Source organism: Ochrobactrum sp. RH2CCR150, from assembly GCA_014138095.1.
GTDB classification, from domain to species: domain Bacteria; phylum Pseudomonadota; class Alphaproteobacteria; order Rhizobiales; family Rhizobiaceae; genus Brucella; species Brucella gambitense.
In genome coordinates this window covers 435,072-460,957 of sequence record JACGXE010000001.1, presented here as the reverse complement: position 1 = coordinate 460,957, position 25,886 = coordinate 435,072, and the positions used below count along the sequence as shown (strand labels likewise).

Genomic DNA, 25,886 nt, shown 5'->3' with positions numbered 1-25,886 from the left:
CTAAACATCGGCTGATTGTCTTCGGGACCTCTTTCTGCAGTAAAGATTTGATTCACCATAAGTGAATTATCATGCAGCGAAGGGAACCACCCTTAGTGCTCGCGCATTTTCTGAATGGAAGCGCGGGCCTCGCAAAGTGGGCTCCCGTAGAGGTGAAAGACAGTGATGAACGATCTTGAACAGCGGCGCATACTGGTTGTGGAGGACGAAATTTTCGTCGCTCTCGACGTTGCCGCGACTGTGGAAGATGCGAACGGGACGGTTGTCGGTCCGGTCGGCACTGTCCGGCAGGCCATGGATCTCATCAGCCGAAACGAAGTCGACGCCGCCATCCTCGACGTGAATCTGGCCGACGGCAATGTCGAGCCCATTCTCGACTGGCTGAAAAGCCGCAACAGATTCGTCGTCATCCATACCGGCGGCGGACTGCCAGCTGAGTTGGCGGCGCGCTATCCCGAAGTGCCGGTTTTCCAGAAGCCGATCCCGCCCACAATACTTACCCGCACATTGGCCACGGCCCTTTCAGTCGCTGCGGTGCGCTGACACCGATGCGGCAGGCCTTCCCGGATTTTGCAACTGTCCTGAAAGAAGCCGAAGCAAGCTCCGGTCAGGAAGAAACCGTCATCCGGCCACAGATCAATCTCGCATCGGCGGTCTTCTCCGCAGGGTTTGGCGATCGTGTCGCGCCATCGCGCCCGGAAGTCGATCTTGCTCCCCTCTTTGATCTTGAGGAAAAAAGCACGGACAGCGAACGGCGTGAAACGCAGCTTGAGTCCGAGCGGCGTGAAATCGCAGCGCGCATGCAAAACCAGTCACCGGATGCTATAAGGCGCGAGCTTGATCTTCACTCCGGACTGAAGCGCACGGAACTACAGCGCCTGCGCCGGACTTTTGCTGCCAGCAACCATCCAGACCGCCTGCCGCCGGAGTTTCGCGCCGATGCGGAACAGCGTATGAAGACGGCGAACGCCCTGCTTGATACCGCCATGGCAATGGCCGCAAACTGAGCTCAAGCAACTTCATTACGTTTTAAGCCTTAATTCTTTTGCATTATAACAATAATCTGCTAGATTGAGGTTGCCTGTGCCTGCGAAAGCTGTCGCACGCCGGAACCCTTCTCGTTATCTGCAAACCTGCAAACGGCCCCGCCGCTGGCAATATGGGGCAATTTGCGCTTTGCCTGTCGTAAGGGGTTCTGTCATATCGGCAATGAAGTTAGAATGTTTCCAGCAAAAGCGTGATACGGTTTTGTGACAGGAAACGGGTTACTATCAATGGATGGGGCGGTTCGGATGAAATCGCTCCGGTTTAATTCCTAAAAGGTCAGAAAATGCCTCCTTATCGTTCGCGAACAACCACCCACGGCCGCAATATGGCGGGTGCGCGCGGCCTATGGCGCGCCACCGGCATGAAGGATGAGGATTTCGGCAAGCCGATTATTGCTGTGGTGAACTCGTTCACGCAGTTCGTGCCGGGCCACGTTCACCTCAAGGATCTCGGCCAGCTCGTCGCGCGCGAAATCGAAAGCGCTGGCGGCGTGGCCAAGGAATTCAACACCATCGCGGTCGATGACGGCATCGCCATGGGCCATGACGGCATGCTCTATTCGCTGCCGTCGCGCGAACTCATCGCCGACTCGGTCGAATATATGGTCAATGCCCATTGCGCCGATGCGATGGTCTGCATTTCCAATTGCGACAAGATCACCCCCGGCATGCTGATGGCCGCATTGCGCCTCAATATCCCGGTCGTGTTCGTTTCGGGCGGACCAATGGAAGCAGGCAAGGTTATCTGGGACGATCAGGTCAAGAAGCTTGATCTCGTCGACGCCATGGTTGCTGCCGCGGACGATCACTATACCGACGAACAGGTCAAGGCGATTGAACGTTCCGCCTGCCCGACCTGCGGTTCGTGCTCGGGCATGTTCACCGCGAACTCGATGAACTGCCTGACCGAAGCACTCGGCCTGTCGCTGCCGGGCAATGGCTCGACGCTCGCAACCCATGCCGACCGCAAGCGCCTCTTCGTGGAAGCTGGTCATCTGGTCGTCGATCTCGCCCGCCGTTATTACGAGCAGGACGACGAAACCGTGCTGCCGCGCTCGATTGCAAGCTTCTCAGCCTTTGAAAACGCCATGACGCTCGACATCGCCATGGGCGGCTCGACCAACACGGTTCTGCATCTTCTCGCTGCCGCGCAGGAAGCCGAAATCGATTTCACCATGGCCGATATCGACCGTCTGTCGCGCCGCGTGCCGGTGCTCTGCAAGGTCGCGCCTGCCAACAACACGGTTCATATGGAAGATGTGCACCGTGCAGGCGGCATCATGGGCATTCTCGGCCAGCTCGACAAAGCGGGCCTGATCAACACCGATCTGCCGACCGTGCACAGCCAGTCGGTTGCCAAGGCGCTGGATCATTGGGACGTGACCCGCACCAACAGCGAAATGGTGCACAAGTTCTACTCGGCTGCGCCCGGCGGCGTGCCGACGCAGGTGGCTTTCAGTCAGGAACGTCGCTTCGACAGCGTCGATACCGACCGCGAAAAGGGCGTCATCCGCTCCAAGGAACATGCGTTCAGTCAGGATGGCGGTCTGGCCGTGCTTTACGGCAATCTGGCGGAAGACGGCTGCATCGTGAAGACGGCAGGCGTGGATGATTCCATCCTGAAGTTCTCCGGCCCGGCGCGCATCTTCGAAAGTCAGGATTCAGCCGTGCTTGGCATCCTGAACGGCAAGATCAAGGCTGGCGACATTGTGTTGATCCGCTATGAAGGCCCGCGTGGCGGTCCTGGCATGCAGGAAATGCTCTACCCGACCAGCTATCTGAAGTCGAAGGGTCTGGGCAAGGCCTGCGCACTGATCACCGATGGTCGCTTCTCGGGCGGTTCGTCGGGCCTCTCCATCGGCCACGTTTCGCCGGAAGCAGCCGAAGGCGGCACGATCGGTCTGGTGCGCGAAGGCGATATCATCGATATCGACATTCCGAACCGCAAGATCCACCTCGCCGTGGACGATGCGACACTGGCCGAACGCCGCGCCGAGCAGGAAGCAACAGGCTGGAAGCCGCTTGAAGAGCGCAAGCGCAAGATTTCCACTGCACTGAAGGCTTATGCTTCAATGGCGACCAGCGCCGCCAAAGGCGCTGTTCGCAAACTGCCGGATTGATAGTTTTGATGTCTCAACGGCTATATTTATGCCGCTGAGAAAGTATCTTAACTACAGTATTTGTAGAGGCTCGATTCTTTCGAAGCCTCTACTTTTTTTGAATTTCATAACATGATTGAAATTGCTCAAAGCGTCAGATGGGTCAATGCGATCCATGTTCATTCGTTCTAACGTGGTCCGAAAAACATGCACTGACAAGATGGGCGTGTTTTCAACATATCCTGTCTGCTTATTGAGCAAAGGTATCTCGCAAGTAATCAAAACTGACGCTATCGGAACCGTATTAAATACATCAAGAGCTATACGAAAAGCAGCACTACATACATAATCTTGATATAATTCATTAAATTGAGATTCTGGCATGCGGGTTTCAGAAAGCCGGCCGCTTGCTAACTGTTTGCGTCGAATTTTTGGTAAATGCTCAAGCCCATGAAGAGTAGGGACAGCGTGAACAAAACTGTCTTTTATCTCAAATTGAATTTGCGTTCCTATTGAGGCATTTTTAAATATTTCTTGGGCATCAAATAATTTCTGTTTAAGCGCAGCCACTTTTCCGTTGAAAACATCTCCTATAAAGGAAGCAAGCTTACTCCAATCCTCGTGCTCTTGATTAAAAGTTTGTTGTGCTCGCTCATATTCCGATAGAGCATGAATGTGAGCATTATTTAATCTATTAAGTCGGCGCTGGGTGCCCCCAAAAAAGAAGTCGAAAGCTCCGGGCCGAAAATTTTCAATTTCCTTAGCTGCCTTAAATACTTTTTGCTCGTACTCAGAAGATAATTTGGGCGCTTGAGGTAGTTGATGGTCGGCCCAATTAACTGTTAAAGCACAAGTCTTGTGAAACGAGACTAACTTCGTGAAGTAGTCTTCAAGATCAGACACTGCCTCAGCAGATAGTGCAAACATCTGATTTTTGTGAGCTTGTTTTTTCCGCCGAACATCTTCGCGCTTTGCCTGTTTCGCGGCTCGCTCTATCGAACGAACGACACTTCGCCACCCCATACATCCCCCAATGCGTAATCTTTCGTAAAGTGTTACACACCTACTTTAACACTAAGAAAACGCGTGTCACGCGCTAGTGAAGCGCTTTGGCCACAGCTGGCATCAGATCATCCCGCACCGACTCCGGCGTAAACGGTCCGACATGCTTGTAGATTATCTTGCCATCCGGGCCGACGAGGAAGGTTTCCGGCACGCCGTAGACGCCCCATTCGATGGCTGAGCGCCCCACGCGGTCGGCGCCGACGGCGGCAAAGGGATTGCCGAGATCGCCCAGAAAACGGCGGGCGTTTTCGGGCTGATCCTTGTAGTTAAGGCCCACCAGACGGATGCGGCTATCCTTGGCGATTTCCATCAAAAGCGGATGCTCCTGACGGCAGGGAACGCACCATGATCCCCAGACATTCACCAGTGTCAGCTTGCCCTTGAAGTCTTCGCTGTTGAGGCCGGGCACCGGAACGCCGTCGCGCATCAGACCTTCGACCGCCGGGAGATTGGTTTGTGGCGCTTGCTTGCCGATCAAAGCGGATGGAATGGCCGAGCTATCCTTGCCGGACAAAAGCTGCACGGCAAAGACGGCGGCAAGCCCCACAAAAACCAGCAGAGGCAGAAGCGCCACCCATGTGGCGCGCTTTTTCGGCGCAGCGGACTTTTGCGTCGCCTCGCTCATTGGTGCGATCCGGCTGGTTTCGAGGAACGGCGGCGCACGCCCTGCGCCTCAAGCCGCTTCAGCTCGTTTTTCTGGATACGCTGATCGATGAATATCCAGCCGACGGTCAGGATCAGCGCCACGATTGTGATGCCATAAGCGGCCACGACGAAGCCGAGATGATTGCTCATACCGCGCCCTCTTCCTGCATTTGTTTGCCGCGTTTGCGGTCCGCGTTGCGGGCGGCCAGCTTCTTCATCGAAGCCACGCGGCGACGCCAGATTTCGTTGCGCATCGCCATCATATGCAGCGCAAAGAACAGCAGCGTGAAACCAATCGCCATCACGAACAACGGGCGCAGCATGGACGCATCGATGGTCGGCCCGCCCATACGGAAAACCGACGCTGGCTGGTGCAGCGTGTTCCACCAGTCGACCGAGAATTTGATGATTGGAATATTGATGAAGCCGACCAGTGTCAGCACCGCCACCGGCTTGGCGCTCTTGGCTGGATCGGCGAAGGCGCGCGACAGTGCGATAATGCCAAGATACATCAGGAACAGCACAAAAACCGAGGTCAGGCGCGCGTCCCAAACCCACCATGTGCCCCACATGGGTTTGCCCCAGAGAGAACCCGTGGCCAGCGCCAGAGCCGTGAACACGGCACCGAGCGGCGCGGCGGCCCGGATCGAGACATCGGCCAGCGGGTGCCGCCAGACCAGCGTTCCCAGTGCCGACACCGCCATGATCGAATAGCACATCATGGAAAGCCATGCGAAAGGCACATGGATATACATGATGCGGACCGTGAGGCCCTGCTGGTAATCGTCGGGCGACAGGAAGACCATGGCGAGACCGCCAACAAGAAACAGAACGGCAAACGCCGACAGCCACGGCAAAACCTTGCCCGCAAAGGCGAGGAAGCGGGTGGGGTTGGCCATATCGAGCCAGCTTGCGGTTTTCACAGCGTCTTTCGTCATGACCTATACTTAACCTCCCCCCTTATGCCGTTCAATTGACCGTAATCAACTGCGTCAATCCGCCGAACATGATGACCACCGAAAACCGGTTCCCACTTTTCGGGATCATGTTCAATCCGCCGAATTCTTGAGCGCAGCGCTCGCGGCCAGCGGCCCCAGCACCGCGAAAAACAGCGTCAGCGCGGACAAAACCAGAAATGGCGCCAGAAAGGGGGCGTTGTCTACCGTCGCTCCATAAGAAGCAGATACACCAAAAATGAGAACCGGAATGGTAAGCGGCAGCACGATGACGGAAACAAGCAGTCCGCCGCGCGGCAAGGCCACCGCCAGCGCCGCCCCCACTGCACCAACAAAGGCTATGGCGGGCGTGCCGACCAGAAGCGTCAGGGTCGTAGCACCGATGGCTGCTGCATCCATATTCATGAAAAGGCCGAGCATGGGCGACGCGATCACCAGCGGCAACACGCTCGACGCCCAATGGGCAATGCATTTGACCAGCACCGTGAGCGCCAGCATATGCCGGTCAGAGCCGATCAGCAGAAGATCGAGCGAGCCATCGTCGCGGTCGACCTGAAACAGCCGGTCAAGCCCCAAAAGCGTCGCCAGCAAGGCGCCGATCCACAACATGGCAGGGCCGATCCGTGCCAGCAGGTTGAGGTCCGGGCCGACGCCGAATGGCATCACCGAAATGACGGCGAGAAAGAACAATATGCCGACCAGCGCACCGCCGCCCGCGCGAAAACTCAAGCGCATGTCGCGAAGGAACAGCGCCAGCATCAAAAGGCCTCGTGCGAGAAGCTGGCCATATCGAGCGTGTTCGCACCTTCCAGCCCGAGCGGAATATGCGTGGCGGCAATGATCATGCCGCCCTGTTGCAGATGGTCGTGCATCAGCCCGGCAAAGCGGGCTTCGGATGCCTTGTCGAGACCTGCCGTCGGTTCATCGACAATCCATAGCGGACGATAGCTGACAAGAAGCTTGGCAATGGAGACACGGCGCTTTTGACCGGTGGAGAGATAGCCGAAGGGCAGATGTTCAACGCCGGGCAGATTGACGGCTTCCAGCGCCTCATCGACCTCAAGCAGCGGCGCAGTGACGTCCTGACCATTAAACCGCTGCCAGAACAAAAGATTCTCGCGCACGCTCAAGGCCGGTTTCATCGCGTTCTGGTGACCGAGATAATGACAGGCTGCCTGCACTGGCAGCGATGCGTCGCCTTCGGTCAGTTCGATCCGCCCCTCTTCGGGCGCGAGCAAGCCGCAAATGATCCGCAGCAAGGTGGATTTGCCTGACCCGTTCGGGCCGGTGACCACCAGCGCCTCCCCGCTATCGAGCGTGAAAGAAAGGTTGGAGAAGACCGTCTCGCCGCCCCGCTCGCCACCCAGATTTTCGGCCTTCAGCCGCATTTTCTCTCCTCAAAAACCAACCGCTTCCCAGCTCGATGAAACAACCGGGAGGATCGCAACATTTCGCCGCAAGCAGGCGAATTCACGAAATTCAGTCTGGAATCGTTTTAGGAAACTCTCTATATGAGGGCTACCACGCCAGCGGTCGGCGTGGAAACCATTTTTGGCCGATCTCTAACACCTGGCGCCCGTAAGGACCCAGGCTTCGGGACGGACAGCGGAAATGACTGCACCCGCACCTTGGCGCGTCCTTGAAACGCTAGCCTAGGCGTTCGTCCTGGTTTTCCGGCCAGTAGCATAAGGACGAATGCAGTGTCACACATTGACAGCTTCAAATGCCGCAAGACCCTCACCGTAGGTGGTAAAGACTATGTCTATTACAGCCTGACCGAAGCCGAAAAGAACGGCCTCGAGGGTGTTTCCAAGCTTCCTTTCTCCATGAAGGTTCTTCTTGAAAACCTGCTTCGCTTCGAGGATGACCGCTCCGTCAAGAAGTCGGACATCGAAGCCGTCGCCAAGTGGCTTGCCGACCGCGGCAAAGCCGGCGCAGAAATCGCCTACCGCCCAGCCCGCGTTCTCATGCAGGACTTCACCGGCGTTCCAGCCGTTGTTGACCTTGCAGCCATGCGCGACGGCCTCAAGGCGCTCGGCGGCGACCCGGAAAAGATCAACCCGCTCGTGCCCGTAGATCTGGTTATCGATCACTCGGTCATCGTTGACGAATTCGGCAATCCAAGCGCCTTTAAGGCCAACGTGGACCTCGAATATCAGCGCAACGGCGAGCGCTACCGCTTCCTGAAGTGGGGCCAGCAGGCGTTCCAGAACTTCCGCGTTGTTCCTCCTGGCACCGGCATCTGCCATCAGGTGAACCTCGAATATCTGGCCCAGGCAGTCTGGACCAAGGAAGAAGACGGCGAAACCGTTGCCTATCCCGACACCTGCGTCGGCACCGACAGCCACACCACCATGGTCAACGGCCTTGGCGTTCTGGGCTGGGGCGTGGGCGGCATCGAAGCTGAAGCAGCCATGCTCGGCCAGCCGGTTTCCATGCTCCTGCCGGAAGTCATCGGCTTCCGCCTGACCGGCAAGGTCAAGGAAGGCGTCACGGCGACCGACCTCGTGCTCACCGTCACGCAGATGCTGCGCAAGAAGGGCGTTGTGGGCAAGTTCGTCGAGTTCTTCGGCGAAGGCCTCGAAAACATGACGCTGGCCGACCGTGCAACCATTGCAAACATGGGCCCGGAATATGGCGCAACCTGCGGCTTCTTCCCGGTTGACAGCGAAACCCTGAACTACATGAACACCACCGGTCGCGATGAACATCGCATCGAGTTGGTTGAAGCTTACTGCCGTGCGCAGGGCATGTGGCGCGACAAGGGTGCAGCCGATCCGGTCTTCACCGACATTCTCGAGCTTGACATGGCCGATGTCGTTCCGTCGATGGCCGGTCCCAAGCGTCCGGAAGGCCGCATTCCGCTGGAAAACATCGGCTCCGGTTTCGCAACCTCGCTGGAAAACGAGTACAAGAAGACCACCGGCCAGACCACGCGTTATGCCGTTGAAGGCGAAGACTTCGACCTTGGCCATGGCGATGTGGTGATTGCCGCTATCACGTCCTGCACCAACACTTCGAACCCGAGCGTGCTGATTGCTGCCGGTCTGCTGGCCCGCAACGCGGTTGCCAAGGGCCTCAAGACCAAGCCTTGGGTGAAGACGTCGCTTGCTCCCGGCTCTCAGGTCGTTGCCGCCTATCTCGAATCCGCTGGTCTCCAGAAGGATCTCGATGCACTCGGCTTCAACCTCGTCGGCTTCGGCTGCACGACCTGCATCGGCAACTCCGGCCCGCTGCCTGCGCCGATCTCCAAGACGATCAACGAAAAGGGCCTGATCGCGGCTGCCGTTCTGTCCGGCAACCGTAACTTCGAAGGCCGCGTCTCGCCGGACGTGCAGGCAAACTACCTTGCTTCGCCGCCGCTCGTCGTCGCCCACGCTCTTGCCGGTACGGTCACCAAGGACCTGACCAAGGAGCCGCTCGGCGAAGACCAGAACGGTAACCCGGTATTCCTGCGCGACATCTGGCCTTCCTCGAAGGAAATCCAGGAGTTCATCGCCAAGAACGTCACCCGCAAGATCTTCTCGGAGAAATATGCGGATGTGTTCAAGGGCGACTCCAACTGGCAGGCCGTTCAGGTTCCTGCTGGCCAGACCTATGCATGGGACGACAACTCGACCTATGTACAGAACCCGCCTTACTTTGTTGGCATGGGCAAGTCGGCTGGCACGATCGGCGACGTCAAGGGCGCTCGTATTCTTGGTCTCTTCGGCGACAAGATCACGACCGACCATATTTCGCCTGCCGGTTCCATCAAGGCTCAGTCGCCTGCTGGCAAATACCTCATCGACCATGGCGTTGGTATTGCCGACTTCAACCAGTACGGCACGCGTCGCGGCAACCATGAAGTGATGATGCGCGGCACCTTCGCAAACATCCGTATTCGCAACCACATGCTGGGCGAAAACGGACGTGAAGGCGGCTACACCATCCACTACCCGTCGAAGGAAGAAACCTCGATCTATGATGCTGCCATGCAGTACAAGGCCGAGGGTGTGCCGCTCGTCGTCTTCGCAGGCGTCGAATACGGTAACGGTTCTTCGCGTGACTGGGCTGCCAAGGGCACCAACCTGCTCGGCGTCAAGGCCGTGATCGCACAGTCCTTCGAGCGTATCCACCGCTCCAACCTCGTCGGCATGGGCATTGTGCCTTTCGTCTTCGAGGAAGGCACCAGCTGGCAGACGCTCGGCCTCAAGGGCGACGAAATCGTCACCATTGAAGGTCTTGCCGATGTTCGCCCGCGTCAGAAGGTCGACGCTTCCATCACCTATGCCGACGGCTCGGTGAAGAAGGTTCCGCTCATCTGCCGCATCGATACGCTGGACGAGCTGGACTACATGAAGAACGGCGGCATCCTGCAGACCGTTCTGCGCGATCTCGCCGCTTAATCGGCACTCGATTGAAACAAAAAGCCGCCGGAGCAACCCGGCGGCTTTTTCATGTTCCAGCGTTTTCCTTGCCGAAACTCTCATTTTCTCGAGTTTCGCGCCCGGATCTCGAAATTTCGGGATCTATATGACGCAAATAGAGCACACTTGCCCCGGAATCTCACCGCAACGTGAATTCCCATTGATCGGGGTAATTCCTACATAATAGATGACATCATCAATTAGTGCAGGATGAAACTAAAGTGACCGTGCAGCCCTCTTTTTATGGAACAGCCACTTGGCTGACCGGCGATTCCCTGCCGGCCTGGCGCAACGTATGCGCCGTTCTTGGGCTGGCTTTCACCGGCTGTGTCTCCATGCAAGGCTCTGCTTTAGCGCAAGATGCGCCAAAGAAGACCGCCGTTATCGAGCTTTTCACCAGTCAGGGCTGCAAATCCTGCCCGAAGGCTGACGACAATTTTGCCAAATTCGCCGATGATCCGAGCGTGCTAGCGCTGTCGTTCCACGTCAATTACTGGGATTATATGGGGTGGCGCGACACACTTGCCACCCAGGATAATACCGACCGGCAGAATGCCTATCGCAATTCCTTCAACGCACGCATGATCTATACGCCGCAGGCCATCATCAATGGCCGCGCGGAGGTCAACGGTCGCGATGCAGGCGCCATCAATGCACAGATCGCAGCCGACAAGCTGACTGTGCCGGTTGCGATCAACCGTCTCGACGATGGCCGTCTGTCCATCGAAATCGGTGCTGGCGAAAAGCCGAAATCACCGGTGCATGTGGTTCTGTTCTATTTCCGCGATGCGGTGACCATACCGATCACCGAAGGCGAGAATGCCGGTCAGGATATCACCTACCGAAACACGGTGAGCGAGATCAACACGATCGGCATGTGGGACGGCAAGGCGCTGAAAATCGAACTCCCCGCTTCCGAACTGAAGCGGAAGGATGTTTCCGGTTGCGCGGTCATTCTGCAGGAAACCCGGGACGACAATTCACTCGGGCGTATCCATGGCGCGGCCATGTTCAAGGAAAAAGCGCCTGTCGGCCTCTGACCGCGGCTGTTTCAGCACAAACCATAGTGTTTAAATCCGGCAGCATTGTCGGATGTCGAAGCTGTTTATTGCTTTTTGGAAAGTGCTTCAGTCTCGGCGGGTCTGGAAGACTGATCGGTGTTGCGGTTCGGTCGGACGAAGAAGGTTGGTTCGGCTCGGGCAGTCCTTTGGGCGGGGGGCTTGGGGTCGGACATACCCGAACCGAACCGTCTCAGGCAACACGTGGATGCTGAAGCCATAATCAGGCTGGAATGCGAAGCTGACAAGGCGAAAATGTGTTCGCCGATCACCATTACAGACAGACTTTCGTTTTTCGTGAACAGCTAATGCACGATCAGACAGGCACCGAATCTGGCGTTTTATGAGGGATATCCCGGTCAATTGAACAGCCAGACCACCGCTCGCACTTGAATTTGTTTCACAAAAGCATCACCCTACTGTCATGCGTTTCGTTGCGGCGAAGACGCGCCTGCCGCTTCGCCACCCACAGGGCTGAAAGGAAGGACATGGATATTTCAAGCGCAGCAAGTGAGGATTCATCATCCTCGTCCAACGCGTCCGCGTCGCCAAAGGTCGTTTCACTCGACCGCGCCAGATCGACCCCCTCCACCATCAGTTTCGACCGGCACGAACTGGGCAAGATCCTGAACATCTATGGCCGCATGGTCGCCGCCGGTGCATGGCGTGACTACGCCATCGACCATTTGAGTGACCGGGCCGTCTTTTCCATCTTCCGGCGCGCCAGCGAGGTTCCGCTGTTCCGCATCGAGAAGAATCCCAAACTGGCTCAAAAGCAGGGCGCTTACGCGGTCATTGCAGCAAGCGGGCTGATCATGAAGCGCGGCCATGAGCTGGAACGTGTGCTGCGCGTTTTCGACAAGAGCCTGAAACTCGTCGAGGCCTGACCCGTCGACGCGCTCAGGATGAGGATAGTGGCATTTTGCCCGGTTCAAGCGTGCGCCCGCCATTGAGTGACAGCTGCATCAGCACCGTATCCAGCCAGCGCCCGTGCTTGAAGCCTGAACCCTCAATCCGTCCACAATGCTGGAAGCCAAGGCTTTCATGCAACCGCACGGAACCAATATTGTTCTCACCATCGCCGATGACGGCCAATAGCTGCCGAAAACCCAGTGCCGTTGCCCGTTCGATCAGCTCGCGCAGGAGAAGCTTGCCGACGCCCTTATTCTTGGCCTCTGGCGCGATATAGATCGAATCCTCCGCAAGCCAGCGATAGGCCGGTCTGGTGCGGAAATAGCTGGCATAGGCATAGCCCAGAACCACACTGTTCTCTTCCGCAATCAGAATTGGGAAACCCTGTTCGACGAAGCCCTCAAAGCGCTGGCGCAGATCTTCGCGCGACGGCGGCTCTACCTCGTAGGAACCCGAACCGTTCAGCACGGCTTCGGTATAGATCGCAGTGATGGCGTCGATATCGGTGGGACGAAAATCGCGAACGACAGGCATGAGACAGAACCGGAGAGATGTTTTTACACACTCCAGCATGCATCATCTAACGACTGGACAAAAGCAAAAAGGGCAGCGTTTCCGCTGCCCTTTCGCATTCCAGCTTCTTCTGCTGATTAGTTACGGTTACCCATGAACTGCAGCAGGAAGGTGAACATGTTGATGAAGTCGAGGTAGAGACGCAGCGCGCCCATCACGACCTTGCGGCCCTGCGTATCCGAAGCATCGCCTTCGTAATACATTTCCTTGATCGACTGCGTGTCGTAGGCGGTGAGGCCTGCGAAGATCAGAACACCGATCACCGAGATTGCAAACTGCAATGCCGAAGAGCCGAGGAAGATGTTGACGACCGAAGCCAGGATCAGGCCGAACAGGCCCATGATCAGGAACGAGCCCATAGCGGACAGGTCACGCTTGGTCGTGTAGCCGTAGAGCGACAGCGCGCCGAAGGACGCGGCGGTCACGAAGAAGGTGCGAACGATGCTCTGGCCGGTGAAGACCAGGAAGATCGACGACAGCGACAGGCCGACGAGAGCTGCATAGCCCCAGAAGACGGCGTTAGCGGTCGAGACCGAAAGACGTTCGATGCGGAAGCTCAGGAAGAACACTGCCGCCAGCGGCGCAAGCATCACCACCCAGCGCAGCGGCGAGGTGTAGAGCGCGACGCCAAGGCCCGTGAGCATCTTGCCGTTAGCAAGCTGCGCGACGGCTGCGGACGGGTCCGTCGTCGTTGCGAGTGCCGCAACGGCGAATGCAGCAAGGCCGGTAACGGCCAGGCCGATAGCCATCATGTTATAGACGCCCAGCATATAGCTGCGCAGACCCTGATCGATGCCTGCATCGGCGCGAGTGCCGCCTACGGGCCTCTGCTGCGCCTGAATATTGCGAAAGTCAGCCATGACTTAAATCCTCTTGCCATGTCCCGTCCGGTGTCGGGGCGCTCATTCCGGCGAGCCGCCGCCAGGCGCCGCTGGCGGGACTCCAGCATGCCTGCCTGACATTATGGGGATTATGGCCCTCACGTACAAGTACCGCCTGTAAAAAAACGCGAGGGGCACAGTGAAAAACCGAACCGCATTCTCCATACGATCCAATGGCTTATGCTTTTTGAACCCTCCACATTACAAATCGCTCATATCGTCCGGAGCACTTGTGCAGGCTTCTGGCCCAGTACGCGCCATGTACCGGCCAATCCGAAGCCGACCGTCAGCACCAGCGCAACCGCCACGGTCATCAGCGCGACATCGGGCAGGAAGCTCGCCTTAAGCTTCATGATTTCAACCACGACATACCAGCCAGCCGCACTGCCGGCGGCAAGCGCAAAAAGCGCGGTTGCGAGACCGAGCAGCATATATTCCAGCACATAGGCTGCAATCAGCGTGCCGCGTGTGGCCCCAAGTGTCTTCAGGACGACAGCATCGTGCACCCGGGCGCGGTTGCCCGCAGCCAGCGCCCCGCCCAGCACCAGAACCGAAGCGGCAAGCGCGATGGACGCCGCAGCGCGAATGGCCGTCGCCAGCTGGCTGATGAGATCATTGGCGACATTGAGCGCATCGGTCACGCTGACCGTCGTGACAGCGGGCCATGTCTTGGTGACTTGTCGGAGCACATCGGGCGCAAGGTTTTTCTGGCTGTCCGGAATGGTGAGCGTTGCAAGCCATGTCGCTGGCGCACCGGCAAAGGTGTTGGGCGAAAACACCATGACGAAATTCATCGCCAGTGTTTCCCACTGCACCTGCCGGAAGCTCGCGATCTTTGCGGTGATGTTGCGGCCCAGCACATTGACCGTCACCTTGTCTCCAAGCTTCAGGCCCAGCTCCTTGCCTTCCCGTTCGGAGAAAGAGACCAGCGGCTCACCGCTATAATCGGCAGGCCACCATTCGCCCTCGCTCAGCGTCGAATTATCGGGCACCTTGTCGGCAAATGTAATACCGCGATCACCGCGCAGAACCCAGGCCGCCTCGGGCGGAATGGTCATGTCGCGCACATTGGTTCCGTTGAAAGCTACGATACGCCCGCGCAACATCGGGCCGGAGGTGAGCTTGCCGTCTGGCACGATGCCGCTCACCAGCTTGGTGAAATCGCCAATGTCGCGGTTCTGGATATCGACGAAAAAGAAGTCCGGCGCCTGCGCGGGAATATTCTCCGTGACCTGTCGGCGCAGATTGCCATCGATCAGCGCAATCGCCACCATCAGCGTGAGGCCGAGGCCGAGCGAAAGCACCACCGAAGGGGTCAGCGCGCCGGGGCGGTGAATATTACCGACTGCAAGCCGAAGCGCCGTCGAGCGTACACGCGGTGCGCGGCGGGCAAGCCAGCGTATGCCATCGGCCACAAGCCGCAGCACGCCGAAAGCGGCAATGGCCGAGACGATGAAAATCGCCGCAATGCGCCGGTCATAGGCCACATAAAGCGCCAGGGCGGCCAGAGCCGCAATCAGCAGAACCGCAAGACCGAGATAAAGCAGCGGCGGCAGGCCACGCTGCTCAAAGCCCTGCTCGCGGAACAGGGCCGTCGCCGGAATATCGCGGGCGCGACCGAGCGGAATGATCGCAAAGGCGAGCGTAGTGATCAGGCCGAAGACGGCGGCAAGCGCCAGCGCGCCGGGAAAGAAACCGCCGCCACCGGCGACCGGCAGATAATTGGCCAGCACTATTCCAGCAGCAAACGGAATAATCGCCGCCAGAATGAGCCCAAGCACAATACCGATCAGGCCGATCACCATGATCTGCACCAGATAGACCAGAACCGCAAAGCGCGCAGGCGCGCCAAGCGACTTGAACGTCGCGATCACACCGCGCTTGCCATCGAGATAGGCGCGCACCGCATTGGCAACACCGACACCGCCGACGATCAAAGCCGTCAGGCCTACCAGCGTGAGGAACTGCGAAAAGCGCTCGATATTAGCGCTCAGCGCCGGAGCGGCATTGGCGCGGGAGCGGATATTCCACCCTGCATCCGGAAAATCGGCGGTCGCCAGACGTCTGACTTCGGCAATTGCCGAATCCGGCGCGCCATTGGGAAGTGCGACCTTATAGACATGGTCAACAAGGCTACCGGGCTGGATCAGACCCGACGCCCGCAAGCCATCAAGCGAAACCAGAAAACGTGGTGCAAAATTGAAGCCGGACGAAAGAAGATCCGGCTCGCTTTCGATCACACCGCGCAATTCGAATACTTGCGAACCGAGCAGCACCTTTGCACCGAGCGACAGCCCCATGCGATTGAGAAAATCCTGGGAGACCGCAGCGCCGTAAACATCGCCTTTGACAGCCGTCATATCGGCCAGCGACTGCTCCGGCGTGACCTTCAACGTGCCATAGAGCGGATAGGCAGCATCGACCGCTTTCACCTCGACCAGCGACTGGTCGGAACCATCCGGCATGCGGGCCATGGAGCGCATTGTCGCGCTTTCGGCCATCCTGCCCTGCTTTTCGATGAAAGCGCGCTCTTCCGCCGTTGCTTCGCGCTGATTGAGCGCAAAACTGACATCCCCGCCAAGAATGCTCTGTCCTTCCGACGCAATGCCGGTGCTGACCGACCGCGCCACGGAATTGACGCCGCCAATGGCCGCCACGCCAAGCGCGATACAGGCCAGAAAAATATAGAACCCGGCAAGCCCGCCGCGCATTTCGCGCAGTGCAAAGCGGAGTGCCAGCGAAAGCGACGTCGCAGATCTCATGCGCCAGCCACCAGTTTCTCAAGCACCGCACCACCCTTGGCAGGTTCTTCGATGCGACCGGAACGGACGGGAATCTCGCGGTCGCAACGCGCAGCCAGCGACGGATCGTGGGTAACGAGCACCATGGTCAACCCGTTTTCGCGCTGTTTAGCGAAGAGCAGATCGGCAATCTGCCGCCCCGTCGTGGTGTCGAGATTACCGGTCGGCTCGTCGGCGATCAGAATTTTCGGCGACGGCGCAAGCGCGCGTGCTATCGCCACGCGCTGCTGCTCGCCGCCGGACAGTTCGGACGGATAATGCGTCAGCCGTTCGCCAAGCCCAACGGCCTTCAACTCGCGTTCCGCAACTTCGAATGCATCGCGGCGCCCGGCCAGTTCCAGCGGAACCGCCACATTTTCCAGCGCGGTCATATTGGGAATCAGGTGAAACGACTGGAACACGATGCCGATATTGGCCCCACGAAAAGCGGCAGCCTGATCCTCGCTCATCTGACTGATCGTCTCGCCCGCAATATTCACAGTTCCGTTATCGACATGCTCCAACCCGGCCAAAACCATAAGAAGTGTAGATTTGCCCGAACCGGAGGGACCGACAATGCCCACGGACTGGCCGCTGGCAATATTGAGGGAGACCCCCTTCAGCACATGCACCGATGATGCAGCATGGCCAAGCGTCAGATGAACATTCTCAAGTTCGATAATCGGGCCAACAGCCTGTTCCGTCACGCGGTTTTCTTCCTATATGAATCAGTAGAACTGAAGGGCGCGCCACAAATTTGAACTTATGTTGCGCCAACACTTGAATAAATCACGTGAGCTGTCGCTCACCCTTTTATCGAATATGGGTTGCCAACGATGCGTTTCAAACTCTCAATTCCGGCATGGCTCTCGATTTTTGCGATCCTCGGATCGGTTTTTGCTGGCAGCGTCTATGCCCAGCAGGAGCCGGCACAGGAAGACCCGACGGGTCTTGAAGACGCTCTGCCGACCGAACAGCTTTCGCAAGTCAAAGTTGTCGGCTTCGGTGACAGCCTGATGGCCGGCTATCTCCTGCCCGTCAACGCCGCCTTTCCGCAGCAGCTTGAAAAAGCGCTGAACGACAAGGGCGTCGAGGTCTCGATCGAGAATGCAGGCGTGTCGGGCGATACGACCACGGGCGGCCTGTCGCGCATCGACTGGTCCATCCCCGATGGAACCGATCTCGTCATTCTTGAACTCGGCGCCAACGATGCGTTGCGCGGCATCCAGCCCGACATCACGGAAAAGAATCTCGACGATATGCTGGCGCGTCTCAAAGAGCGTGGCATTTCCGTCATTCTGGCAGGCATGATCGCCCCACCCAATATGGGCAAGGACTATGCCGCCAAGTTCAACCCCATTTATCCGAAGCTGGCGCAGAAATATGGCGTGCCGCTCTACCCGTTTTTCCTCGACGGCGTAGCAACCAAGAAGGATCTTCTGCTCGAGGATGGAATGCACCCCAATGAAAAAGGTGTCGAAGCAATGGTGGCAAACTTTATGCCTACTATCGAAAAAAGCCTGTCCGACGTACAAAACAAGGGGACATCGGGAGGCTGAAACCCGTGAGGCACATAAACAGCTTGCTCCGGGACTCAAACGATGATTCGCTACAAATGCATCGACTTAGCCGAATCGATTTCTGACAGGTACGATGTTTTGACTCTCTAGGTTAGAGTGTCCTTTATGCGTCCACGACGCATAGCGCTCTGACACAGAACGCTTCGAGGAGGATGCCTTATGCCGCGTCTTTTCACTGCCCTCGAAATCCCGCGCGATGCTGCGCTCTCGCTGTCATTATTGCGAGGCGGTCTCCCCGGCGCACGCTGGATTGATGTCGAAAACTACCACATAACGTTGCGTTTTATCGGAGATGTGGAAGGCCATGTGGCCGACGAGGTTGCCAATGCGCTCGATCGTGTGCGGCGACCCGAATTCATGCTCAACCTGTCGGGTGTCAATGCGTTCGGCTCCAAAAAGCCGCACAGCATTTATGCGGGCGTATCCCCGTCGCCTGAACTCAACGCATTGCAGGCGGAAATCGAACGCATCTGCCAGCGGTTTCACATTCCCGCCGACCCTCGCAAATTCACACCCCATGTGACGCTTGCGCGGCTTCGCAACGCTCGCATCGACGATGTCGTGCGTTACCTCTCCTCACGCGGCAATTTCGCGACGCCATCCTTCAAGGTGGGTCGCTTCGTGCTGATGTCGTCGCGCGATTCCGTGGGCGGCGGACCTTACATTGTTGAAGAAGCCTGGCCTTTGGTGGCGTCCGCCCGCCAGAACTGGTCGGCCAGCGCTTTCGAAGACGCCAGAACCATCCGGTAAACCAGCTCGAAATCCCCGGTTCCGCCATAATAGGGATCGGGGATCTCAACTGCCTTTCCCTCTGCAATCTCCGTGAACAGCCCAACATGCGCGCTTGCATTTGCAGGCTGTCGTTGCGCGATCATCCGCATATTGTAGCGGTCCATCCCAAGGATCAGGTCGAAGCGGCTGAAATCGGCGGCGATCAGCTGGCGGCATCGTTGTGCGCTGATGTCGAGACCATGACGGGACGCAACGCTGATGGACCGTTCGTCGGGTTCTTCTCCCGTATGATAACCGTTCGTCCCTGCCGAATCGATCAGCACATTGCGGATGCCACGCGCTTCAAGAACATGTCCCATCACGCCCTCAGCAAGCGGTGAACGGCAGATATTGCCTGCGCAGATGAAAAGAATGCTGGTCGGTTTCTCTATGGTCACGGAACCCTCGCGCTCATGATAAGTTAGTTCAAGAACCGCAACATAGGCGAAAGACGATGGCACGCAACCGGCTGACTGCAGACGAACTGAAACAGGCGCTGGCCGAACTGGAGGGCTGGCAGAAGGTGGAGGATCGCGAGGCGATCACCAAGAGCTTCAAGTTCAAGGACTTCAACACCGCCTTCGGCTTTATGACACGGGCGGCACTTTATGCCGAAAAACTCGACCATCATCCCGAATGGTTCAATGTCTATAACCGTGTCGATATCACACTCGCGACCCACAGCGAGAATGGCATTACAGAGCTGGATGTCAAAATGGCGCGCAAGATGAATGCGATTGCCTGACCGTGATGATCATCGCCTAAACCTTTGAAATATAAACCATGATGGTCTTCTTCTGGTAAGTGAAGCTGCCATCGCGGTTCCGGCATGAATAGGGCAGGGCTTTGGTCAGATCGATGCGCTCGCCCCAGTTCTGGCCAAGTGCGCCGCCATTGATGCTTCGGATAAAGACATCGCCGACAGCAATGGCCGAGTGGAAAATATGCCCGGCCCTGACATCGTAGAACCCGATGGCGCGGCCATAGGTGATGGCGGAATAGCCGTTCCATTGCTCTCCGGCGCGGAAATTCAACAGCGGAATCCAGTTCTGCCCGGAGGTTCCGCGCAAGGTATGTTCGGAAATGCCTGCCCCCAAAAGAAAGCGCATATAGGCCGTTGCATCGTAGCAAACATTGTCTTTCACATCGACGGTGATGTGGTCGCTCAAATCCTGCGCCGATGCGAGCTGGTTTCCGCGATAGAACTGACTTGTCCGGTCAGCACGGACAAAGTTCTCGCCATAGCCGGTAAGATGCATGAACAGTCTCCATTCAATCAGGTCAAGAAGCTGACCCAGACCCAAAACTGACCTTGGGCTGGCCGGACCTATAATCCGGTGATTTGGGATAGAGGTTGTAGCTGATGGTTCTTGCAGGATGCTCCCTGCCCTGAACGGGCAAAAACTTGAAAACCGGGGCGTTACCCCCCATTTTCGATCATGTCATTTTCGGCCCCTCATACGCCGCGATCTGACTGACAGGAGTTTGCTCGACGATGGATAGCGTCAAAATTGGTGAAATCCTTGAACCCGGCAGCGAAAGCGATTTCAAGAAACGCAGCGAACGGGTGAAGCAAGGTTTCTGGAAGGCCGTGCGCCGCGCCGGTCGGATGGTGCCCTTCATGGATGAAGTAGTGGCCGCCTATTATTGCGCCCTCGACCAGAAGACACCGACACGCGTGCGCATGACCCTAATGGCGGCGCTTGCCTATTTCGTGCTGCCCTTCGACATTATCCCCGACATGCTGGTCGGCATCGGCTTTACTGACGATGTCGCCGTGCTGATGGCAGCCCTGACCGCCGTGCGCACGCATATTACGCCTGCGCATCGGTTGGCGGCGCGTCAGGCGCTGGAAGAGGCTGAGGGAGTAAGGGAGTAAGGGAGTAAGGGAGTAAGGGAGTAAGCTCTCACAATCCTGAAACCGTACAAGCCCTTAAAGCAGGCGGCGAGCCGGAGTGCATTTGTCGTCATTTGCAGCGCGAATGGCGACTTTCGGACCAGACACTTAATTGTGAAGCCGTAGCTTCCCCCCTTTATCCCCTATTCCCTTATTCCCCTACTGCCCTACTCCCCTCCTGTCATATTCCAGCCGCTTTCTTTGCATTGATGTGGAGCCTGGGGTGGCGATCAGCCCTTGCTCGTTCAAGTTTTCTTTCAAAACTTCACCGTTTGGTAACCCAGATTAAGGCACTTTAATCGGCAACTGAGCGGGGCGGCGTGTAGAACGGCGGCATCCCGATATTCGAGTTTGAAGCAAACGAAAGAGAACCGGTAAAAGACCATGCTTGGAAAATCGATCGTCGCGGCTTCGGTGTTTACAATTGCAATGGCGGGCTCGGCCCTCGCCCAGACACCGACCCAGATTAAACAGTTCGACGCCTGGGGCGCCTATAGCTACAAGGCGGGCAACGGCAAGGTTTGCTATGTCCTCTCCGTCCCGACTGTGAAGGCTCCGGCCTCGGTCGACCACGGCGACAATTTCTTCCTGATCAGCCAGAAGCCGGGCCAGAACATCTCGTTCGAGCCGCAGTTCATGGCGGGTTATGACCTGAACCCCAATGCCAAGGTTACCGTCAGCGTCGGCAGCAACCGTTTCACCATGTTCGTGAACGGCAAGTCAGGCTGGATGGAAAATGCCGCTGAAGAGCCGAAGCTCATCGCAGCCATGAAGTCCGGTCAGGATCTCAAGGTCGAGGCCCAGTCGAAGCGCGGCACCAAGACCAATTACACCTATTCGCTGAAGGGTGTTTCGGCAGCTCTTGCCGCGATCCAGAACTGCAAGTAAGCGACGTTTCGTCGAATAAGGACTGTTTTTCAGAGCCGGAGCCTTTGCTCCGGCTTTTTTCTTTTGTGTCAGTTCCGCCAATCTTGCATGACAGCCGGGATGATCGAACGGGATGACGGACGCCGTATTCTATGCTAAGAGCGCGCGGAACAAGGCTCGCATATGCTGATGACAGAGCCCATATATACTCCTTGCAATCACGGCAATCGGGCCCAAATTGATCGGCGCGCGTCATCGCGGTCGCCCCTTAACAGTTGAAAACAGATGTCTATTTCGTTCGACCTTACCATTGATGATACGCGCGACCAGCTTGCCCGCCATGTGCGCGCCAATCTGGAAGCAAAGCCGTCGCTCATCGGCATGTCGCGCGAGGAGATGGCCGAAGCGCTCATCAAGGCCGGTGTGCCGGAGCGTCAGGTGAAGATGCGCATCAGCCAGCTCTGGCACTGGCTTTATGTACGCGGCGTTTCAGATTTCGCCGACATGCGCAATATTTCCAAGGACCTGCGCGCCATGCTGGCGCAGCATTTCACCATTGCGCGCCCGGAAGTGGTCGAAGAACAGATTTCGCAGGACGGCACCCGCAAGTGGCTGTTCCGCTTTCCGCCGCGCGGTGCAGGTCGCCCGGTCGAGATCGAAAGCGTCTATATTCCCGAAGAAGGTCGCGGCACGCTGTGCGTTTCCAGCCAGGTCGGCTGCACGCTCACCTGCTCGTTTTGCCATACCGGCACGCAGAAGCTGGTGCGCAATCTGACATCGGAAGAAATTCTGGCGCAGCTTCTGACCGCCCGCGACCGGCTCGGCGACTTCCCGGACAAGGATACTCCCGACGGCGCCATGGTGCCTGCCGAAGGCCGCAAGATCACCAATATCGTGATGATGGGCATGGGCGAGCCGCTCTATAATTTCGAGGAAGTGAAGAAGGCCCTGATCATCGCTTCCGATGGCGACGGCCTGTCGCTTTCCAAGCGTCGCATCACGCTTTCGACCTCGGGCGTCGTGCCGGAAATCTACCGCACCGGCGATGAGATCGGGGTGATGCTCGCCATTTCGCTGCACGCCGTGCGCGACGAGTTGCGCGACATCCTCGTGCCCATCAACAAGAAGTATCCGCTGGAACAGCTGGTCAAGGCCTGCCGCGAATATCCCGGCCTGTCGAATGCCAAGCGCATCACGTTCGAATATGTGATGCTGAAAGACATCAATGACAGCCTTGAAGATGCAAAGCTTCTGGTGAAGCTGTTGCAGGGCATTCCGGCCAAGATCAATCTCATTCCGTTCAACCCGTGGCCCGGCACCAACTACCAGTGCTCGGACTGGGAGCAGATCGAACGTTTTGCCGATTACGTCAACGCTGCCGGTTATGCCTCGCCGATCCGCACCCCGCGCGGTCGCGACATTCTTGCTGCCTGCGGCCAGTTGAAGTCGGAATCCGAACGTATGCGCAAGAGCGAACGCCTTGCGCTGGAAGCCATGATGATCGCCGGACACGGCGAATAAACGGAACAAGCGAGCGCACGTGAACGATACTTTCGACTACATAATGCGCTTCGTCGTTATTCTCTTTGGCTATTGCTGCGGCCTTCTGGCAACCGGCTGGTTTCTGGCTGCCATCCTGTTTCGCAGCATCGGCGTTGATGCGCTGATGGACGATTTCGCCATGATGGCCGGCGCCGGCAATATGGAAGCCGCCACGCTTTGGGCGACGACCAGTTTCTGGAGCAGCGTTTTCGTCGGCGGTATCGTTGTAGCCATGCTGGCGGGCGGCATCAGTTTTCTGCCTGCCGCTATCGTCATTCTGCTCGCCGAAGCGCGCGGCTATCGCTCGTCGGTATTTTATTGCGTTGTGGGAGCCATCATCGGTCTTGGAACCGCTGGAAGCAGCATTCCATTTCGCGGATCCGACGAGTGGCCGGAAATGCCGCTCTGGATTGCCGCCTTCGTGGGCGCGGGCATTGTAGGCGGCTTCATCTACTGGCTGATTGCAGGCCGCAATGCCGGACGGCTTTCCGACCGCCCGGCAGGGTAATTCAAGGCATAAAGCTCATTTCGCCTGCGCGGTGATGATTTTCAGCGCGAAAGCCGAAAACACGCCGGCAAACAACCAATCCACGATGCGCGTCACTGTCGGGTTCTTCTTCAGAAGGCCCGCAAACCTGTCGGCTGCGACGACCATTGGCACGGTAAAGGGCAGCGCCAGCGGAATGAAAGACAGGCCGAGGAAGAACAGTTTGCCCATCGCATGCGGGTCAGTAACGGAGACGAACTGCGGCAGGAAGGTCATGTTGAACAGAATGATCTTCGGGTTGAGCAGATTAATGCCAAGCCCGGTCGCCCAGTTCTGAACCAGCGTGTGCTTTTTACCGCCGTTCTTTTCCGGCGAGAACGCCGAGCCCTTGCGGATTGCCTGTACGGCGAGCCAGACGAGATAGCCCGCCCCCACCACCTTCAGCACAGTGAAAGCAGCCGGAGACGCGATAATCAGCGCCGAAAGCCCCAGCGCCACCATGGTCGTATGGATGACGATGCCGGTATTTGCGCCCGCCATGCAGGCGAAACCGGCCGCCTTGCCTTCGGACAAGGCGCGCCCGACGAACAATGTCATGTCCGGGCCGGGTGTGATGGAAAGAATAGCGGTTGCAATCGCGAACTGGACGAAAATAGTCCATTCGGGAATGAAGGTCAGGTTTGTCAGGAATGACATGCGCGTAGCTCCGAAAATTCGCGGCAAAATAGAGCGGTTTCTGTTCTGACAGAATCGTCGGAACCGCTCTATTCGGTTTGTTTTGAGCATTATCCGACGCAAAACCGCTTCGCACTTTTGCTGGAAATGCTCTAACGCGAATCAAATCTCGCCGCTACTGGATTCTCTGGTCTTTTCGATAAGTCGCAGCCATCCTGCTTGCACGTGGCTTAGCAACTGATAAAAGGACAGCAACATCCAATTCCCAAGCCCTGCGGATGCTCTTCCCGAGCGGACAATGGGGCATCCATCGTATCGGAAGTTGACTATGAGCAAGTGGAAAGACGTTAAGAAGGTCGTACTCGCCTATTCGGGCGGTCTCGACACCTCGATCATCCTGAAATGGCTTCAGACGGAGCTCGGCGCGGAAGTCGTGACTTTCACCGCCGATCTGGGTCAGGGCGAAGAACTTGAACCGGCACGCAAGAAAGCGGAAATGCTGGGAATCAAGGAAATCTTCATTGAGGATGTGCGCGAAGAATTCGTGCGCGATTTCGTTTTCCCGATGTTCCGCGCCAATGCCGTCTATGAAGGCGTTTATCTGCTCGGCACGTCGATTGCCCGTCCACTGATTTCCAAGCACCTTATCGAGATCGCCAAGAAGACCGGCGCCGACGCCATTGCGCATGGCGCGACCGGTAAGGGCAACGATCAGGTTCGCTTCGAGCTTTCCGCTTATGCGCTGAACCCGGACATAAAGATCATCGCTCCATGGCGCGACTGGTCGTTCAAGAGCCGCACGCATCTGCTCGAATTCGCCGAACAGCACCAGATTCCGGTTGCGAAGGACAAGAAGGGCGAAGCGCCGTTCTCCGTCGACGCCAACCTGCTGCACTCCTCGTCCGAGGGCAAGGTTCTGGAAGATCCGGCACTGGAAGCTCCAGAATATGTGCATATGCGCACCATTTCGCCGGAAGCAGCACCCGACAAGGCAACGATCATCAAGATCGGCTTTGAAAAGGGCGACGCCGTTTCGATCAATGGCGAGCGTCTTTCGCCTGCTACGCTTCTTGCCAAGCTCAATGAATATGGCCGTGACAACGGCATCGGTCGTCTCGACCTCGTGGAAAACCGCTTCGTCGGCATGAAGTCGCGTGGCGTCTACGAAACGCCGGGCGGCACGATCCTGCTGGCAGCTCACCGCGCCATCGAATCGATCACGCTCGACCGAGGTGCTGCTCATCTCAAGGATGAGCTGATGCCTCGCTATGCGGAGCTGATCTATTACGGCTTCTGGTTCTCGCCGGAACGCGAAATGCTTCAGGCCGCAATCGATCTCAGCCAGAAAAACGTCGAAGGCGAAGTCACTCTCAAGCTCTACAAGGGCAATGTGATGGTGATCGGCCGCGAATCGGACAAGTCGCTTTATTCCGACAAGCTCGTCACCTTCGAAGACGATCAGGGCGCTTACGACCAGAAGGATGCAGCGGGCTTCATCAAGCTCAACGCACTGCGCCTGCGCACGCTGGCTGCACGCGACCGCAAATAAGCAGACCCACTATTGAGAATATGAAACGCCCTCCCTCATTGGAGGGCGTTTTTCTTTGTCCTGAATTTTCTTTTCTATGAAGAATCCGACGTGC

General features: G+C 57.4%; 27 protein-coding genes. 14 read left to right on the top strand and 13 right to left on the bottom strand.

The genetic code is table 11. The annotated features are described in order from the left end of the window. Positions 1-165 precede the first annotated feature (165 nt). The 3 genes from FHW03_RS02125 to ilvD all read left to right on the top strand — a co-directional run bounded on the left by FHW03_RS02125 (position 166) and on the right by ilvD (position 3,166). Positions 166-543: a response regulator gene (locus FHW03_RS02125; protein WP_182519140.1), complete on the top strand. Its 378-nt coding sequence runs from the start codon at positions 166-168 to the stop codon at positions 541-543. Between the two features lie 5 nt (positions 544-548). Further along, positions 549-1,007 carry a hypothetical protein gene (locus FHW03_RS02120; RefSeq protein WP_182519139.1) on the top strand — a complete coding sequence of 153 codons (459 nt, stop codon included), beginning with the start codon at positions 549-551 and terminating at the stop codon, positions 1,005-1,007. A 323-nt stretch (positions 1,008-1,330) separates the two neighbouring features. Further along, the gene (ilvD, locus tag FHW03_RS02115; protein ID WP_182519138.1) at positions 1,331-3,166 is read left to right on the top strand and encodes a dihydroxy-acid dehydratase; all 1,836 of its coding nucleotides are present in this window, start codon (positions 1,331-1,333) and stop codon (positions 3,164-3,166) included. Positions 3,167-3,217: 51 nt separating this feature from the next. On the opposite strand, the gene FHW03_RS02110 is transcribed toward ilvD, so the two are convergent. The 6 genes from FHW03_RS02110 to ccmA form a co-directional block, all read right to left on the bottom strand. After that, the gene (locus tag FHW03_RS02110; protein ID WP_182519137.1) at positions 3,218-4,168 is read right to left on the bottom strand and encodes a hypothetical protein; all 951 of its coding nucleotides are present in this window, start codon (positions 4,166-4,168) and stop codon (positions 3,218-3,220) included. Between the two features lie 73 nt (positions 4,169-4,241). Further along, on the bottom strand, positions 4,242-4,835 hold the full coding sequence (locus tag FHW03_RS02105; RefSeq protein ID WP_182519136.1) for a DsbE family thiol:disulfide interchange protein: 594 nt from the start codon (positions 4,833-4,835) through the stop codon (positions 4,242-4,244). Then, positions 4,832-5,005 carry a heme exporter protein CcmD gene (gene ccmD / locus FHW03_RS02100; RefSeq protein ID WP_182519135.1) on the bottom strand — a complete coding sequence of 58 codons (174 nt, stop codon included), beginning with the start codon at positions 5,003-5,005 and terminating at the stop codon, positions 4,832-4,834. Before ccmD ends, FHW03_RS02105 begins: the two co-directional genes overlap by 4 nt. Next, entirely contained in the window at positions 5,002-5,793 is a 792-nt protein-coding gene (locus FHW03_RS02095; protein WP_182519134.1) for a heme ABC transporter permease, read from the bottom strand. The genes ccmD and FHW03_RS02095 overlap by 4 nt, the downstream gene beginning before the upstream one ends. Positions 5,794-5,904: 111 nt before the next feature. Further along, entirely contained in the window at positions 5,905-6,570 is a 666-nt protein-coding gene (ccmB, locus tag FHW03_RS02090) for a heme exporter protein CcmB (protein WP_078339687.1), read from the bottom strand. Beyond that, entirely contained in the window at positions 6,570-7,199 is a 630-nt protein-coding gene (gene ccmA, locus FHW03_RS02085) for a heme ABC exporter ATP-binding protein CcmA (protein WP_182519133.1), read from the bottom strand. The genes ccmB and ccmA overlap by 1 nt, the downstream gene beginning before the upstream one ends. A gap of 312 nt (positions 7,200-7,511) precedes the next feature. On the opposite strand from ccmA, the gene acnA reads away from it, so the two are divergent. From acnA to FHW03_RS02070, 3 genes are all read left to right on the top strand, one after another. After that, positions 7,512-10,199, top strand: a complete 2,688-nt coding sequence (gene acnA, locus FHW03_RS02080) for an aconitate hydratase AcnA (RefSeq protein WP_182519132.1) — start codon at positions 7,512-7,514, stop codon at positions 10,197-10,199. A 356-nt stretch (positions 10,200-10,555) separates the two neighbouring features. After that, positions 10,556-11,260 carry a thioredoxin family protein gene (locus tag FHW03_RS02075; RefSeq protein ID WP_182519417.1) on the top strand — a complete coding sequence of 235 codons (705 nt, stop codon included), beginning with the start codon at positions 10,556-10,558 and terminating at the stop codon, positions 11,258-11,260. A gap of 506 nt (positions 11,261-11,766) precedes the next feature. Then, positions 11,767-12,165 (top strand): DUF2794 domain-containing protein, encoded by a 399-nt coding sequence (locus FHW03_RS02070; protein ID WP_182519131.1) that lies wholly within the window; start codon positions 11,767-11,769, stop codon positions 12,163-12,165. Between the two features lie 13 nt (positions 12,166-12,178). Here FHW03_RS02070 and FHW03_RS02065 read toward each other — a convergent pair whose 3' ends face one another. From FHW03_RS02065 to FHW03_RS02050, 4 genes are all read right to left on the bottom strand, one after another. Then, a complete protein-coding gene (locus FHW03_RS02065; protein WP_182519130.1) occupies positions 12,179-12,724 on the bottom strand; it encodes a GNAT family N-acetyltransferase in 546 nt (181 codons plus the stop codon). 116 nt (positions 12,725-12,840) lie between these two features. After that, positions 12,841-13,623, bottom strand: coding sequence for a Bax inhibitor-1/YccA family protein (locus tag FHW03_RS02060; RefSeq protein ID WP_182519129.1), 783 nt, complete (start codon positions 13,621-13,623; stop codon positions 12,841-12,843). A 233-nt stretch (positions 13,624-13,856) separates the two neighbouring features. Next, a complete protein-coding gene (locus FHW03_RS02055) occupies positions 13,857-16,406 on the bottom strand; it encodes an ABC transporter permease (protein WP_182519128.1) in 2,550 nt (849 codons plus the stop codon). Beyond that, the gene (locus FHW03_RS02050; RefSeq protein ID WP_182519127.1) at positions 16,403-17,131 is read right to left on the bottom strand and encodes an ABC transporter ATP-binding protein; all 729 of its coding nucleotides are present in this window, start codon (positions 17,129-17,131) and stop codon (positions 16,403-16,405) included. Before FHW03_RS02050 ends, FHW03_RS02055 begins: the two co-directional genes overlap by 4 nt. A 129-nt stretch (positions 17,132-17,260) precedes the next feature. On the opposite strand from FHW03_RS02050, the gene FHW03_RS02045 reads away from it, so the two are divergent. After that, on the top strand, positions 17,261-17,983 hold the full coding sequence (locus tag FHW03_RS02045; protein WP_182519126.1) for an arylesterase: 723 nt from the start codon (positions 17,261-17,263) through the stop codon (positions 17,981-17,983). A 180-nt stretch (positions 17,984-18,163) separates the two neighbouring features. Beyond that, complete coding sequence (gene thpR, locus FHW03_RS02040) at positions 18,164-18,754, top strand: RNA 2',3'-cyclic phosphodiesterase (protein WP_182519125.1); 591 nt, start codon at positions 18,164-18,166, stop codon at positions 18,752-18,754. Here the strand turns inward: thpR and FHW03_RS02035 are convergent. Next, on the bottom strand, positions 18,664-19,173 hold the full coding sequence (locus FHW03_RS02035) for a low molecular weight protein-tyrosine-phosphatase (RefSeq protein WP_182519124.1): 510 nt from the start codon (positions 19,171-19,173) through the stop codon (positions 18,664-18,666). The genes thpR and FHW03_RS02035 overlap by 91 nt on opposite strands. Positions 19,174-19,229: 56 nt before the next feature. Here FHW03_RS02035 and FHW03_RS02030 point away from each other — a divergent pair, with 56 nt between their 5' ends. Continuing rightward, the gene (locus FHW03_RS02030; protein ID WP_182519123.1) at positions 19,230-19,520 is read left to right on the top strand and encodes a 4a-hydroxytetrahydrobiopterin dehydratase; all 291 of its coding nucleotides are present in this window, start codon (positions 19,230-19,232) and stop codon (positions 19,518-19,520) included. Between the two features lie 16 nt (positions 19,521-19,536). Here the strand turns inward: FHW03_RS02030 and FHW03_RS02025 are convergent, their stop codons facing one another. Next, a complete protein-coding gene (locus tag FHW03_RS02025) occupies positions 19,537-20,034 on the bottom strand; it encodes a hypothetical protein (protein WP_182519122.1) in 498 nt (165 codons plus the stop codon). 236 nt (positions 20,035-20,270) lie between these two features. On the opposite strand from FHW03_RS02025, the gene FHW03_RS02020 reads away from it, so the two are divergent. The 4 genes from FHW03_RS02020 (at position 20,271) to FHW03_RS02005 (ending at position 23,589) form a co-directional block, all read left to right on the top strand. After that, positions 20,271-20,654 (top strand): YkvA family protein, encoded by a 384-nt coding sequence (locus FHW03_RS02020; protein ID WP_078339700.1) that lies wholly within the window; start codon positions 20,271-20,273, stop codon positions 20,652-20,654. A 402-nt stretch (positions 20,655-21,056) separates the two neighbouring features. Continuing rightward, positions 21,057-21,560 carry an invasion associated locus B family protein gene (locus tag FHW03_RS02015; RefSeq protein WP_113533733.1) on the top strand — a complete coding sequence of 168 codons (504 nt, stop codon included), beginning with the start codon at positions 21,057-21,059 and terminating at the stop codon, positions 21,558-21,560. Between the two features lie 264 nt (positions 21,561-21,824). Continuing rightward, complete coding sequence (gene rlmN, locus FHW03_RS02010) at positions 21,825-23,060, top strand: 23S rRNA (adenine(2503)-C(2))-methyltransferase RlmN (RefSeq protein ID WP_078341295.1); 1,236 nt, start codon at positions 21,825-21,827, stop codon at positions 23,058-23,060. 19 nt (positions 23,061-23,079) lie between these two features. Next, a complete protein-coding gene (locus tag FHW03_RS02005; protein ID WP_182519121.1) occupies positions 23,080-23,589 on the top strand; it encodes a hypothetical protein in 510 nt (169 codons plus the stop codon). A 15-nt stretch (positions 23,590-23,604) separates the two neighbouring features. On the opposite strand, the gene FHW03_RS02000 is transcribed toward FHW03_RS02005, so the two are convergent. Further along, entirely contained in the window at positions 23,605-24,264 is a 660-nt protein-coding gene (locus FHW03_RS02000) for a LysE family translocator (protein WP_182519120.1), read from the bottom strand. Between the two features lie 307 nt (positions 24,265-24,571). Between FHW03_RS02000 and FHW03_RS01995 the strand changes: the two genes are divergently transcribed. Further along, a complete protein-coding gene (locus FHW03_RS01995; protein WP_182519119.1) occupies positions 24,572-25,792 on the top strand; it encodes an argininosuccinate synthase in 1,221 nt (406 codons plus the stop codon). The last annotated feature ends 94 nt before the right edge of the window (positions 25,793-25,886 follow it).